Genomic DNA, 14080 nt, shown 5'->3' with positions numbered 1-14080 from the left:
AAAACTGCGTGAAAAGCTGTTAACACCCATCACGCTTTACAGCGCAAAAAGGCTGGTGATTAAAAAATCACCAGCCGTCAGCCTAATTAAATTAAGCTGCGTTCTTGAAATTGAACTTATTTAAGTTCAACAGAAGCGCCTGCTTCTTCAAGAGCTTTCTTCAGAGTTTCAGCTTCGTCTTTGCTTGCGCCTTCTTTGATAGTCGCTGGAGCTGATTCTACCATGTCTTTAGCTTCTTTCAGGCCAAGACCAGTTGCGCCACGAACTGCTTTGATAACTGCAACTTTGTTACCGCCGATAGCAGACAGAACAACGTCGAATTCAGTTTTTTCTTCAGCAGCTTCAGCAGCAGCACCTGGAGCAACAGCAACAGCTGCAGCAGCAGAAACGCCGAATTTTTCTTCCATCATAGTAATCAGTTCAACAACGTCCATTACAGACATTTCTGCAACTGCATCAAGGATTTGGTCTTTAGTGATAGACATAACAAGTGTTCCTAAAATTCAGAAATAGTTTATACGTTAAAAAGCAACGAAGGAAAGGGCTTATGCAGCTTCTTTCTGATCGCGCAGAGCAGCCAGAGTACGAACCAATTTGCCGGCAGCGGCTTCTTTCATGGTTGCCATCAGGCGTGCGATTGCTTCATCGTAAGTTGGGAGAGTTGCCAGACGATCGATATCTTTCGCTTGGATTAACTCACCTTCAAAGGCCGCAGCTTTAATCTCAAATGCTGGATTCGCTTTCGCGAACTCTTTGAACAGACGAGCGCCAGCGCCCGGGTGTTCGTTAGAGAAAGCAATTAAGGTTGGACCAACAAACGCGTCTTTCAGTACATCATAAGAAGTACCTTCAACAGCACGGCGAATCAGTGTGTTACGAACAACACGGATATAAACGCCAGCTTCGCGACCTGCTTTACGCAGTTCAGTCATTTTTGCTACAGTTACGCCGCGTGAATCAGCAACAACTGCAGAAAGCGCGCCTTTGGCTACTTCGCTGACTTCAGCAACAATCGCTTGTTTGTCTTGAAGATTTAGTGCCATTAGCTTCTTGCTCCTGGATTAACCGGGAAACCCCCGGGACTCACATCACTCGAATACAACATGTATTTGAGCGCTAAAACACGGTGAGCAGAATAGAATCCAGAATAAAATTCTAGGTATCTCTGTCACCGTCTACGCAGGTAAATTAAGTGACTATAAATAGCACACCTGCGGTCTTGGACGGGGTCTGGAAAGGCCAGACTCCATACCGAAATTTGTGGTTTGTTGGATACATTTCTATACCCAACAAACTCAAGGCGTCAAATTTTATACAAAATCGACGCAAAGGTAAAGCCTAATTACTCATTAGCCGAAGCTATAGCAATTAAACTGTCGCTGACAGACCTGCTTGGTCAACAGCAACACCTGCACCCATAGTGGTAGACAGGCTAACTTTCTTGATGAAAACACCTTTAGCAGAAGCTGGTTTTGCTTTTTTCAGCGCGATCAGCAGTGCTTCTAAGTTTTCTTTCAGTTTGTCAGCGTCGAAATCAACTTTACCGATAGTGGTGTGGATGATTCCGTTTTTGTCGTTACGGTAGCGAACCTGACCTGCTTTAGCGTTATTAACCGCTTCAGCAACGTTAGGCGTTACAGTACCTACTTTCGGGTTTGGCATCAGACCACGTGGGCCTAAAACTTGACCTAATTGGCCAACAACGCGCATTGCATCTGGAGAAGCAATAACAACGTCAAAGTCCATTTCGCCAGCTTTGATTTTATCAGCCAGATCTTCCATACCAACCAGTTCAGCGCCAGCAGCTTTAGCAGCTTCAGCATTTGCGCCTTGTGCGAACACAGCAACGCGAACTGAACGGCCAGTACCGTGTGGCAGTACAGTTGCACCGCGAACGTTCTGGTCAGATTTACGAGCATCGATGCCCAGGTTAACAGCAACGTCAACGCTTTCAACGAATTTAGCAGTCGCTAATTCTTTCAGCAGTGCAACGGCTTCAGCGATGTCATACTGTTTAGTAGCATCAACTTTTTCACGGATATTGCGCATGCGCTTAGTCAGTTTAGCCATTGTCTTAGTCCTCCACAACCAGGCCCATGGAACGAGCAGTACCTTCGATTGAACGCATCATTGCGTCAACATCAGCACCAGTCATGTCCGCAGCTTTAGTTTCAGCGATTTCGCGAATCTGAGCAGAGGTCACTTTACCAACTTTCTCTTTGTTAGGCTTGCCTGAACCAGACTTAACGCCAGCTGCTTTTTTCAGCAGAACTGCTGCAGGTGGAGTTTTGGTAACGAAAGTGAAAGAACGGTCTGCGTAAACAGTAATAACAACAGGAATTGGTAAACCTTTTTCCAGGCTGTCTGTTTTTGCGTTGAACGCTTTACAGAATTCCATGATGTTAACACCTTGTTGACCCAGAGCTGGACCAACTGGTGGACTTGGGTTCGCCATACCAGCTGCAACTTGCAGCTTAACGTAGGCTTGAACTTTCTTAGCCATGATATTTCCTCTAGATGGGTGATAACGCCTTAACGTTCGTAAGGCTCCCCGTTACATTAAACATGCCCTGCCTATAATATAAGCTCAATTAAGAAGCAAAACTGGCAAAGCATAAAAACAAAAGGCGCGAAATTGTAGTCAAATTTCACGCCTTTTGCAAGTCAGTTTTGTCGTTTAGATTAGGCTTTTTCGACTTGGCCAAAATCCAATTCGACAGGAGTTGCACGACCGAAAATAGAAACAGAGACTTTTAAGCGGCTCTTTTCATAGTCGATTTCTTCAACAACACCGTTAAAGTCAGCAAATGGACCTTCGCTAACGCGAACCATTTCACCTGGTTCAAACAATGTTTTCGGACGTGGTTTATCACCAACTTGTTGTAAGCGGTTCATAATAGCATCAACTTCTTTATCGCTAATTGGTGCTGGACGGTCTGAAGTCCCACCAATGAACCCCATTACACGAGGTACACTACGTACTAAGTGCCAAGAGTCATCATTCATGACCATTTGGACTAAGACATAGCCTGGGAAGAATTTACGTTCACTCTTACGGCGCTGACCGCTACGGATTTCAACAACTTCTTCTGTTGGAACCATAACTTCGCCAAAAGAATCTTCCATAGCATGTAATTTGATATGTTCACGTAAAGATTGTGCTACGCGACCTTCAAAACCAGAGAATGCCTGAATGACATACCAGCGCTTTTTAGGTGAATCGGACATTTAGAATAACCTCAGGCTTGTAATAAATGAAACTAAACGCACCAGGATACCATCTAATCCCCACAGTATTAATGACATTACAGCCGTTACTGCGGCAACAATTAAAGTAGTTTGTAATGTTTCCTGGCGAGTAGGCCAAATGACTTTTCTCATCTCGACACGAGCTTCGCGTGCAAACGCCAGTGTTGCTTTACCTTTTGTTGTCCATAAAGCGACAGCACCTGCAATAGCGACCACAGCCACAACTGCAAAAGCACGCAGCGCGAGATTATATTGACGGAAGTAATAGTTGCCAACAATTGCAATTATTAATAGGGCACAGACAATCACCCATTTGAAAATGTCTGCACTGCGTCCACTTCCTTGAGCTTCGCTATTCGCACTCATAATTCAACCTGTTACCATGAAGTATGTACAAAGCCTGTTTGCTTACAAAGGTAAAACAATCAAGCCAAACCAATAGAATATGCCAACATATCCCTCAATTACTACAAACTAAGCCTGCAAAATTTGATAGGGATATCAATAACATCACCCGCGAGTTAAAACAATTAGCCTTGTTAATGGAGGTAATTAGCGCTATTCGTTCTGCAAATACAGCCCATTGCAGCCACATTCTATTTCGCAAGTACTATTCGTTCGTCAGTACTTTCCATTTCACAAGTGCTATCCATTTTGCAGGATTTTCAGCATGCTCAGTAAATTTTCAGCCACACCAATAGGAAAAACCAGGTTCTTTTTGTGGCAGCGGTAAAATATACCATATCTTCGGAGCAAAACCTTAATAAATCTCATATAACTGCGCAAAGGAACCAACGCAATTATTAATTCGTTGTTTCAGAGCCTATCTCACCAATAATTATTTAGAAATGATTGATGAGATAGGTTCTTAATTTTGCAACGTATAAAAAGGACGTCTATAAGACGCCCTTTTTACTAAGTAGTTCTTTCTTATTCAGAAAGAGCGGTATTATGCAATGATTTTTGCAACAACACCCGCACCTACAGTACGGCCACCTTCACGGATTGCGAAACGTAAACCGTCGTCCATCGCGATTGGGTGGATCAGGGTAACGATCATGTTGATGTTATCACCTGGCATTACCATCTCTACGCCTTCTGGCAGTTCGATAGTACCTGTTACGTCAGTTGTACGGAAGTAGAACTGTGGACGGTAACCTTTGAAGAATGGAGTGTGACGACCACCTTCATCTTTGCTCAGAATATAAACTTCTGATTCAAATTTAGTGTGTGGCTTGATTGAACCTGGTTTAGCAAGTACTTGACCACGTTCGATTTCTTCACGCTTAGTACCACGCAGCAGAACACCAACGTTCTCACCCGCACGGCCTTCGTCAAGAAGTTTACGGAACATTTCAACACCAGTACAAGTTGTTTTCGCAGTCTCTTTGATACCAACGATTTCAACTTCTTCACCAACTTTGATGATACCACGCTCAACACGGCCTGTTACTACTGTACCACGACCTGAGATTGAGAATACGTCTTCAATTGGCAGCAGGAATGGACGGTCAATTGCACGCTCTGGTTCTGGGATGTAAGAATCCAGGTAACCTGCTAATTCAACAATTTTCGCTTCCCACTCAGCTTCGCCTTCCAGCGCTTTCAGTGCTGAACCACGAACAACTGGAGTGTCGTCGCCTGGGAAGTCGTACTGAGACAGTAACTCACGAACTTCCATTTCAACTAATTCTAACAGTTCTTCGTCATCAACCATGTCACATTTGTTCAGGAACACGATGATGTAAGGAACGCCAACCTGACGACCTAACAGGATGTGCTCACGAGTTTGTGGCATTGGGCCATCAGTCGCAGCAACAACCAGGATTGCACCGTCCATCTGTGCAGCACCTGTGATCATGTTTTTAACATAGTCGGCGTGTCCTGGGCAGTCTACGTGTGCGTAGTGGCGAGTTGGCGTATCGTACTCTACGTGAGAAGTAGAGATGGTGATACCACGCGCTTTTTCTTCTGGTGCGTTATCGATTTGGTCGAATGCACGAGCAGAACCGCCGTAAGTTTTTGCCAGAACAGTAGTGATAGCTGCTGTCAGAGTAGTTTTACCGTGGTCAACGTGGCCGATAGTACCAACGTTAACGTGCGGTTTTGAACGTTCAAATTTTTCTTTAGACACGACTCTATTCCTTATGGAGTTCCCTCTTCACGATAAAGAAGGAACTTAAATTAAAGTAGTTAACCGATTTAAAATCGATTATTTAGCGTTACGAGCTTCGATAACAGCCTGTGCAACGTTGTTTGGTGCTTCATTGTACTTCAGGAACTCCATAGAGTATGAAGCACGACCTTGTGTCTGAGAACGCAGGTCAGTAGCATAACCGAACATTTCGGACAATGGTACTTGTGCACGAACGACTTTACCAGTAGGCAGGTCATCCATACCTTCAATCATACCACGACGACGGTTCAGGTCACCAATAACATCACCCATGTAGTCTTCTGGTGTTTCCACTTCGACTTTCATGATTGGCTCAAGCAGAACAGGTTTAGCTTTTTTGAAGCCATCTTTAAACGCGATTGAAGCCGCAAGTTTAAACGCCAGTTCAGAGGAGTCAACATCATGGTAAGAACCGAAATGCAGACGAACACCCATGTTAACAACAGGGTAGCCAGCTAATGGGCCAGATTTCAGCTGCTCTTGGATACCTTTATCAACCGCAGGGATGTATTCAGTTGGAATTACACCACCCTTGATTTCGTTGACAAATTCGTAGTCCATTGGCAGACCGTCTTTATCGTTTTTGTTCAGTGGGAACATATCGATAACGACATGACCGTACTGACCACGACCACCAGACTGTTTCGCGTGTTTACCTTCGATGTCAGTCACTTTAGCAGTGATTGCTTCACGGTAAGCAACTTGAGGTTTACCAACGTTCGCTTCAACTTTAAATTCACGACGCATACGGTCAACCAGAACGTCCAAGTGCAATTCACCCATACCAGCGATGATAGTCTGATTAGTCTCTTCATCACTTGATACGCGGAATGATGGGTCTTCTTGAGCCAGACGGCCTAATGCGATACCCATTTTTTCTTGGTCAGCTTTAGTTTTTGGTTCGATTGCAACAGAGATTACTGGCTCTGGGAATTCCATACGCTCCAGGATGATTGGCGCATCAACTGCACATAAAGTATCACCTGTAGTTACGTCTTTCAGACCGATTGCCGCCGCGATGTCACCAGCGCGAACTTCTTTGATCTCTTCACGTTTGTTAGCGTGCATCTGAACGATACGGCCAAAACGTTCTTTTTTCGATTTCACTGCGTTCAGAACTGTGTCACCTGAGTTAACAACACCAGAGTAAACACGGAAGAACGTTAAGTTACCAACGAATGGGTCAGTTGCAATTTTAAATGCTAATGATGAGAATGGCTCATCATCACTTGCGTGACGCTCTGCAGGTGTGTCTTTACCGTCATCCAGAATACCATTGATTGCAGGTACATCTGTTGGCGCAGGTAAGTAATCAACCACTGCATCCAGCATCGCCTGAACACCTTTGTTCTTAAATGCAGAACCACAGGTAACCAGGATAATTTCGCTTGCAAGAACACGTTGACGTAATGCAGCTTTAATTTCTGCTTCAGTCAGTTCTTCACCGCCCAGATATTTTTCCATCAGTTCTTCTGATGCTTCTGCTGCGGTTTCGATCAGGTTGTTGTGCCACTCTTCAGCTGCTTCTTGCATGCTCGCAGGGATATCTTCGTATTCGAAGGTAACGCCCTGGTCTTCATCGCTCCACTTAATTGCTTTCATTTTCAGCAAGTCAACAACACCTGTGAACGCTTCTTCTGCGCCGACTGGTAATTGCAGTGGAACTGCGTTAGCTGCTAAACGTGTTTTTAATTGCTCAACAACACGTAAGAAGTTCGCACCCATACGGTCCATTTTGTTAACGAACGCGATACGTGGAACTTTATATTTGTTAGCCTGACGCCATACAGTTTCAGACTGTGGCTGAACACCACCAACTGCACAGTAAACCATTACTGCGCCATCAAGAACACGCATAGAACGTTCTACTTCGATTGTGAAGTCAACGTGTCCCGGGGTGTCGATGATGTTGATACGGTGTGGCTCATACTGTTTTGCCATACCAGACCAGAATGCAGTAGTCGCTGCAGATGTGATAGTAATACCACGCTCTTGCTCCTGCTCCATCCAGTCCATTGTTGCAGAACCTTCGTGAGTTTCACCAATTTTATGGTTTACACCAGTATAGAACAGAATACGTTCAGAAGTTGTGGTTTTACCGGCGTCGATGTGTGCACTGATACCGATATTACGATAACGTGCTATGGGCGTTTGACGGGCCATTTTTTCCTCTCTCGTGGGCGTTCAATGCTTCATATAAAGGGTAGCAAATGGCTACCCTGAGATACATCACTAATGTAGGTAAGAAATTATTACCAACGGTAGTGTGCGAACGCCTTGTTAGCTTCTGCCATACGGTGAACGTCTTCACGTTTCTTAACAGCGGAACCTTTGTTCTCAGCAGCGTCTGATAATTCATTTGCCAGGCGAAGTGCCATAGATTTATCACCGCGTTTACGAGCAGCATCAACGATCCAACGCATTGCCAGGGCATTACGACGAACCGGGCGAACTTCAACTGGAACTTGGTAAGTTGAACCACCAACACGGCGGGATTTAACTTCCACAGTCGGACGCACGTTATCCAGTGCTAATTCGAATGCATCAAGTTCAGTTTTACCAGAACGCTGAGCAAGGGTTTCAAGTGCGTTATATACGATTGCTTCAGCAGTAGATTTTTTCCCGTCTACCATCAGGATATTTACAAACTTGGCCAGTAATTCTGATCCGAACTTAGGATCTGGAAGAATTTTACGTTGACCTATTACGCGACGACGTGGCATGGATATGACTCCGTTGTTAATTCAGGTTTGTCCAAAACTCTACGAGAGTATTTTGACATTAAGATTAAAATGTTTGGCCTTACTTAACGGTAATCCATTAAGCCTTAGGTTTTTTCGCGCCGTATTTAGAACGAGCTTGCTTACGGTCTTTAACACCAGAACAGTCCAGTGCGCCGCGAACGGTGTGATAACGCACACCTGGCAAGTCTTTAACACGACCGCCACGGATAAGGATTACGGAGTGTTCCTGCAAGTTGTGGCCTTCACCACCGATGTAGGAAGATACTTCGAAACCATTAGTTAAACGAACACGGCATACTTTACGTAATGCTGAGTTTGGTTTTTTAGGAGTGGTAGTATATACACGAGTACATACGCCACGTTTTTGCGGGCAAGCTTCCAGTGCTGGAACGTTGCTTTTCACAACTTTCGAGCTACGAGATTTGCGTACCAGCTGATTAATAGTTGCCATTATTAAAAAAGCTCCTGGTTTTTTTGCTTCGTAAACACGGATTTTGACCTCGTTCGCCAACATGACGATACACGAGGACGCGAAATTTTATTGCCGACTGAGTCAGGTGTCAAGAAATATACAACTTTTAGTGCCTTTATAGGGCAAAATGTTGTTTTTGGACTTCTGTTAGCTTCACAAAACCTTGATATGTGATCACAGAAACGGCGGGTGATAGGGTATTTTGCAACCCTCGAGCGTTAATATCGACATCCAAGGCATATAATTGTGCCCCCGTTTTTTGTAATGCATCAAGGAAAGGTGACTGTGATATTGCAGTAGCCACGCCATCTTGCATCAATAAAACCGCGTCTTTATCTGTCATTAGGCGAAGTATAGCCGAAAAATCACAGTTAAACGGAGATGTTGCTAATGTATAAAGCATAGAAACGATCCTACTATAGATCAAAACGCAACCCAAGCTTAAAATACGAACAATCGATTAAAATTTCAACACCACATCGCAAGCGGCTAATTTTAGCTGAATTTCACATGGGTTGAGGATTTTAGGCGTAACAACATACTCACCGTTTTCAGGTAACCCACGTTCCCGAAGGGATTCCCGACAAAGATAAATATTTTCAATGTCATATAGCGGTAATATTTTAAATGTTGCGATATAGTCCCGCGCAAGAATGGCTTTAGGTTGTTGGTTTACTCGCAGTTGAAAGACGCCATCAGCAATAAAAAATACCTCAATTTCATCCGTTAATGCAGATGTTGCCAGCAAGGCATCCAACCCTTCTCGCCCACTTGCATTTCCATGGGGCATTGTCGTAAAAACGAAGGCAATTTTTTTCACGGGATACCTTACTTTCTTAAAATTGAAGGGTTCTATCTGCTGTCATCATGGCTTCCGCTAAGCTACCTAACCCACTCATCATAAACCCACTCGCTAAATTATTGACTGGTAATGATAAGTTTTGAGCCTGTTCTTGATCAACTACACCACGCCGTAACGCCGCAGAAACACAAATATGCATCTCACAACCAGCGTCTTTTGCCAATTGCTGCCAAGCCGTGAGTAAATCGAACTCGTCCGTTGCGGGGGATGTGAGTAAGTTTGCGTTCAGCACGCCTTCACGATAAAAAAATATGGTTTTTAACGTGTGCCCTTCTTCGAGAAGGGCTTTGGCAAATTGATACGCACTTGCAGCTTGTTGCGTCCCATATGCTGGGCCCGTCACCAAGATGCAGTACGTTAATGGATTAGCGTGACTCATTCACCACTCTTAAACTGACGAATGTACAAATAAACGGTGTGTTTTGAGATATTTAAGCGATCTGCAACTTGGTTAATCGCATCTTTGATATCGAAAATACCTTTTTCATACAAATTCAGAACCACTTGTTTGTTCTTCGCATTATTCGATACGTTACGGTCTGCGCCCACTTCTTCAATGGTGTATTCTAATGTTTGAGCAACTAAATCATCAACGGATGAAGCAAAGTTTACATCTGAAGTCACTTCTTGTTTTGTTTCTGGAACAAACGATTGAATAATTTCTGAGAAAGGCACATCTAAGTTCATATTGATGCACAACAAACCAATGACACGCTGCTTACGGTTGCGAATCGCAATCGTCACTGATTTCATTAAGTCGCCGCTTTTCGCTTTAGTAAAGTAAGCTTTAGAGACGCTAGATTCTTCATCTGCCATATCGTGCAGCATACGCAGCGCAAGGTCAGTAATTGGAGAGCCAATTTTACGCCCTGTGTGCTGGCCGTTAGCAATCCTCACCGCAGAACAATTCAGGTCTTCCAATGAGTGAAGAACGATTTCACAGTGCCCACCAATTAGCATTGCTAAGCCATCAACCGCCGCTTCATATGATTTTAAGATTTCGTGGTCGGTTTCAGCAAAAGGCTGGTTATCCAGTATATTAATATCGCTGAGGTCGTGTGACTGTAAAGAATCTGACATTTTCAACATCATCCTTCTAATGTAAACATTTCATCCAGTTGACTAATAAGGCATTCATTATTCGACTAATTTGCCTTTATTGCACCGCGTATAATCAACAATTGTGATGATAAATAATAAAATAGAGTCTTCTGAAGTTAAAACTCCAAGACGTCGCCGTCAAGCGAATGAATGCAAGACAGTCTGTTTTATCACAAGTTTTAAACAATTTGGGGATTTTTTTGCCAAAAATTCACCACGGTTAGACGTTGTTGCCACGCCAGGCAGTGACTTATCTAAAACTGGATCATAAGCCTTGATTCCGCATAATTTATAACGAAAAAAACAACTTACTTGCTGGTAAATATAAATTTTCCATTCTCTTTAATGAGTTTTCATTAATAATACATTTAAATCGAAACCATAATTAAAACTATAAAATTATAATTCCTTACCATTTTATTTGGCCAGAATAGTATTAAAATATTATATTCAATTATTCAAACTTAATAATGATGTAATTCTATCCACATGCCAAATTAATTAATGAGGTTTATTTTGATTAAACGAAAAATCTACATGCTAATTATTTACTTCCTAATAGTTTCATTTAGTGAAATATACGACTTATTACTGCTCATCACTGGTGTTGTCACAATACATGTTGATAAGCTGACTATCTATTCAATCGTCTTTACCTTACTGATTATGGTAATGCGCTCACTGCTACTTACCTCTGTGCTAAATTATTCATTACATATTAAATCCATATTTAAACGTATTTTTGTGTTAGCCATTTCATTAACATTAATCGTTGATGTGATTAACCTTTTTGTTTTCTATTTATCAAATATTGATATTTCATATTTTACGCCTTTCCATATCATTAGAAATTCACCTAAAACGTTTATATTTTTAACCGTATTATCCACTGCATTTTCTTTATTTTTAAATAAGGAACTTTCATGGCAGGAAACAAAGATATCTTAATTTTCGCTCAATTTGGCAAATGGTCTAATTGGTACCCGATTCAATCTTACATTGGCAAATATAAATACACTGTCTCATATGATTTTAGAGATCCTTTAACAATGGGGCCTTTTGATGTGCAAATTAAGTTTATGAATGGCCCTAATACCTCCACAGTGCAAACACTAGGCCCAGGAAACCACACAATTGAAGGCGATGGCGCTGGGAGTGATTATATTCGGTTAAGAGGATATGCACCTCTTGGTTCAACGATTGTCGTAACTGTACCTAATTGATGAAGAATACATATAAACAAAAAAGCCCAAGACAAATGCCTCGGGCTTGATGACAACTAAAATCTATTTTATTTAGCCGCTGGTTTGATATCTAATAATTCAACATCAAAAACTAAAGTTGAGTTAGCTGGGATACCCGGAACGCCGTTTTCGCCATACGCTAAATCAGCGGGGATCACTAACTGCATTTTGCCGCCTTTTTTCAGGTTGACTAAACCTTCAGTCCAGCCTTTAATGACTGAGTTTAATGGGATAGTCAGTGGCTCGTTACGTGAGTAAGAGCTATCAAATTCAGTACCATCAATCAGAGAGCCTTTGTAATGAACGACAACGGTTTCATCTGCTTTAGGTTTAGCGCCTGTACCGTCTTTTTCAATTTTGTACAGTAAGCCAGATTTGGTTTTCACTACGCCTTTTTCTTTAGCGTATTTTTCACGGAATTCAGCGCCTTTTTTCTCATTACTGGCTGATTCGTCTTTCATTTTTTTATCGGCAGCTGCTTTAACTTGCCCTTCGAACTGACGCAGGGTTTCTTCAACTTCTGCATCGGTCATTTTGCTTTTACCATTGAATGCATCTTGAACACCCGCCAACAGTTGTGCGTTATCCAAGTTAATACCAATAGTTTTTTGTTCTTCTAATGAATTCTGCATGTAGCGACCTAAAGAAGCGCCCAGTGCATAAGCATTACGCTCTTCAGCATTTTTAAATGCGCTACTTTGTGCTTTGGCTTCCGCTGCCATAACTTGCGGAGCAGTGAAAGTAAGTGCCAACGTTGTTGCCAGAAGACTTGCCTTAAACAGTGATTTCATCCTAATCTCCGATGATTTTAATGCGAACCTATTTGAATAGTAAACCCAATGTTAACCATTCATTTTATGATAATGCCCCTAGTGCTTTGGGTCTCATTATTTATTTGTGATAGAAACAGTATAATCATTTCTTCAGACAACATTAACAAAAAGAGGTTTCATCGCCTATATGTTTAACTAAAACTTATCTGTTGATTTGTAATGTTCGGTTATTATGATGGTTTGATTATGATGAAAACGCCTAAGGAGAGTCGAAAATGGACTCATCTCATTCATTCGAACAACGTTTAGAACTTTTAGAAAGCAAAGTGGCTTTCCAAGAATTAGCTATCGAACAGCTAAATCAAGTGATTACTGACCAGCAAATGCAGTTGACGCGGATGCAGGAACATTTACGCATCGTCACGGAAAGGCTGAAATCGTCGCAAGATTCCCATTTGGCGCGACCAGAAGAAGAAACACCGCCGCCACATTATTGATAGCGACAAAAAAGGAAGCTTTCGCTTCCTTTTTTATTCTAAAACAAACACTAATACAGCGTATTAGTGGCAACCGCAGCCACCTTGTTTGTGACCATGGCCGTGGCCTTCGCCACCACCACAACAACCGCCTTCTGAACCGTGGCTATGACCGCCACCGCCACAGCAACCACCTTCGTGGTCGTGGTCATGGTCGTGACCATCTGCGCCATGAACGTGACCATGTGCGATTTCTTCTTCTGTTGCTTCACGGATGCCCATGACTTCAACATTAAATTTCAGGTTTTGACCTGCTAACATGTGGTTACCGTCAACGATAACTTCGTCGCCTTCAATCCCTGTGATTTCGACAGGAACTGGGCCCATGTCAGTGTCAGCTAAGAAACGCATGCCAACTTCCAGCTCATCAACACCCATAAAGACATCTTTAGGAACGCGTTGAACTAAGTTGTCATCGTATTGACCGTATGCATCGTCAGAAGCCACTTCAACATCGAAGTTTTCACCAACAGAACGGCCTTCTAACGCTTTTTCTAGACCAGAAATTAAAGAACCACGGCCGTGCAAATAGTCCAGTGGCGCGCTTGCCGGGGACTCATCAACTAAAACACCGTCTTCTGTTCTTACTTGATAAGCCAAGCTGACCACCAAGTCTTTTGCTACTTTCATGACATCTCCTACTACCCGTAAGGGGAAAATTTTTTGCCAATTGTACCGAAAAACAATGATGATGTATTGAGAATTGACAAATTTCTCTTATTCAGGTGTAAAAATACCAATCACCTGCTCTTTTTGCCTTACGTGCTCGGTGGCAACCTCCCCCGCTTGGCGTTGTTGGTCGCCACAGTTGACGCACTCCACCACATCAATTTTATCTTCACGCCACATCATCAACGTATCTTGTGATTGGCATTTCGGGCAGGTCGCGCCTGCAATAAAACGCTTACGTGTTGAAGCCATTT

The 14080-nt window shown here is 42.7% G+C and carries 19 protein-coding genes; 2 read left to right on the top strand and 17 right to left on the bottom strand.

Annotated features, from left to right (window positions below; genetic code table 11):
• Window positions 1–116: 116 nt before the first annotated feature.
• The 14 genes from rplL to M1F05_RS01675 form a co-directional block, all read right to left on the bottom strand.
• Window positions 117–485 (bottom strand): 50S ribosomal protein L7/L12, encoded by a 369-nt coding sequence (gene rplL, locus M1F05_RS01740; RefSeq protein ID WP_206086830.1) that lies wholly within the window; start codon window positions 483–485, stop codon window positions 117–119.
• Window positions 486–545: 60 nt separating this feature from the next.
• Entirely contained in the window at window positions 546–1043 is a 498-nt protein-coding gene (rplJ, locus tag M1F05_RS01735) for a 50S ribosomal protein L10 (protein ID WP_154626049.1), read from the bottom strand.
• Window positions 1044–1368: 325 nt separating this feature from the next.
• Complete coding sequence (rplA, locus tag M1F05_RS01730; RefSeq protein WP_206086831.1) at window positions 1369–2070, bottom strand: 50S ribosomal protein L1; 702 nt, start codon at window positions 2068–2070, stop codon at window positions 1369–1371.
• Window positions 2071–2074: 4 nt separating this feature from the next.
• On the bottom strand, window positions 2075–2503 hold the full coding sequence (gene rplK, locus M1F05_RS01725) for a 50S ribosomal protein L11 (RefSeq protein WP_164456258.1): 429 nt from the start codon (window positions 2501–2503) through the stop codon (window positions 2075–2077).
• A gap of 179 nt (window positions 2504–2682) precedes the next feature.
• The gene (gene nusG, locus M1F05_RS01720; RefSeq protein WP_004264378.1) at window positions 2683–3228 is read right to left on the bottom strand and encodes a transcription termination/antitermination protein NusG; all 546 of its coding nucleotides are present in this window, start codon (window positions 3226–3228) and stop codon (window positions 2683–2685) included.
• Window positions 3229–3615, bottom strand: a complete 387-nt coding sequence (secE, locus tag M1F05_RS01715) for a preprotein translocase subunit SecE (protein ID WP_004265885.1) — start codon at window positions 3613–3615, stop codon at window positions 3229–3231.
• A gap of 583 nt (window positions 3616–4198) precedes the next feature.
• Entirely contained in the window at window positions 4199–5383 is a 1185-nt protein-coding gene (gene tuf, locus M1F05_RS01710; RefSeq protein WP_318825957.1) for an elongation factor Tu, read from the bottom strand.
• 78 nt (window positions 5384–5461) lie between these two features.
• Window positions 5462–7588: an elongation factor G gene (gene fusA / locus M1F05_RS01705; protein WP_206084799.1), complete on the bottom strand. Its 2127-nt coding sequence runs from the start codon at window positions 7586–7588 to the stop codon at window positions 5462–5464.
• Between the two features lie 89 nt (window positions 7589–7677).
• Entirely contained in the window at window positions 7678–8148 is a 471-nt protein-coding gene (rpsG, locus tag M1F05_RS01700; RefSeq protein WP_004262486.1) for a 30S ribosomal protein S7, read from the bottom strand.
• A 97-nt stretch (window positions 8149–8245) separates the two neighbouring features.
• Window positions 8246–8620, bottom strand: coding sequence for a 30S ribosomal protein S12 (gene rpsL / locus M1F05_RS01695; protein WP_004265905.1), 375 nt, complete (start codon window positions 8618–8620; stop codon window positions 8246–8248).
• 136 nt (window positions 8621–8756) lie between these two features.
• Window positions 8757–9044: a sulfurtransferase complex subunit TusB gene (gene tusB, locus M1F05_RS01690; protein ID WP_206084800.1), complete on the bottom strand. Its 288-nt coding sequence runs from the start codon at window positions 9042–9044 to the stop codon at window positions 8757–8759.
• Window positions 9045–9101: 57 nt separating this feature from the next.
• Window positions 9102–9461, bottom strand: coding sequence for a sulfurtransferase complex subunit TusC (gene tusC, locus M1F05_RS01685; RefSeq protein WP_206084801.1), 360 nt, complete (start codon window positions 9459–9461; stop codon window positions 9102–9104).
• Window positions 9462–9477: 16 nt separating this feature from the next.
• A complete protein-coding gene (gene tusD / locus M1F05_RS01680) occupies window positions 9478–9882 on the bottom strand; it encodes a sulfurtransferase complex subunit TusD (protein ID WP_206084802.1) in 405 nt (134 codons plus the stop codon).
• Window positions 9879–10583, bottom strand: coding sequence for a transcriptional regulator (locus tag M1F05_RS01675; RefSeq protein WP_206084803.1), 705 nt, complete (start codon window positions 10581–10583; stop codon window positions 9879–9881). Before M1F05_RS01675 ends, tusD begins: the two co-directional genes overlap by 4 nt.
• A gap of 944 nt (window positions 10584–11527) precedes the next feature.
• On the opposite strand from M1F05_RS01675, the gene M1F05_RS01670 reads away from it, so the two are divergent.
• Complete coding sequence (locus tag M1F05_RS01670) at window positions 11528–11827, top strand: colicin Z C-terminal domain-related protein (protein ID WP_206084804.1); 300 nt, start codon at window positions 11528–11530, stop codon at window positions 11825–11827.
• Window positions 11828–11895: 68 nt separating this feature from the next.
• On the opposite strand, the gene fkpA is transcribed toward M1F05_RS01670, so the two are convergent.
• Complete coding sequence (fkpA, locus tag M1F05_RS01665) at window positions 11896–12639, bottom strand: FKBP-type peptidyl-prolyl cis-trans isomerase (RefSeq protein WP_206084805.1); 744 nt, start codon at window positions 12637–12639, stop codon at window positions 11896–11898.
• 257 nt (window positions 12640–12896) lie between these two features.
• Between fkpA and M1F05_RS01660 the strand changes: the two genes are divergently transcribed.
• On the top strand, window positions 12897–13118 hold the full coding sequence (locus tag M1F05_RS01660) for a SlyX family protein (RefSeq protein WP_206084806.1): 222 nt from the start codon (window positions 12897–12899) through the stop codon (window positions 13116–13118).
• Between the two features lie 63 nt (window positions 13119–13181).
• Here M1F05_RS01660 and slyD read toward each other — a convergent pair whose 3' ends face one another.
• Together slyD and M1F05_RS01650 are read right to left on the bottom strand one after the other, a co-directional pair.
• Window positions 13182–13787, bottom strand: coding sequence for a peptidylprolyl isomerase (gene slyD, locus M1F05_RS01655; RefSeq protein WP_206084807.1), 606 nt, complete (start codon window positions 13785–13787; stop codon window positions 13182–13184).
• Window positions 13788–13874: 87 nt separating this feature from the next.
• A complete protein-coding gene (locus M1F05_RS01650; RefSeq protein ID WP_206084808.1) occupies window positions 13875–14078 on the bottom strand; it encodes a YheV family putative zinc ribbon protein in 204 nt (67 codons plus the stop codon).
• Between the last annotated feature and the right edge of the window lie 2 nt (window positions 14079–14080).

The organism is Providencia sp. PROV252 (assembly GCF_033676005.1).
Classification (GTDB): Bacteria; Pseudomonadota; Gammaproteobacteria; order Enterobacterales; family Enterobacteriaceae; genus Providencia; species Providencia vermicola.
Note: the sequence above shows the minus strand (reverse complement) of the source record. Positions and strands in the feature narration are given on the sequence as shown.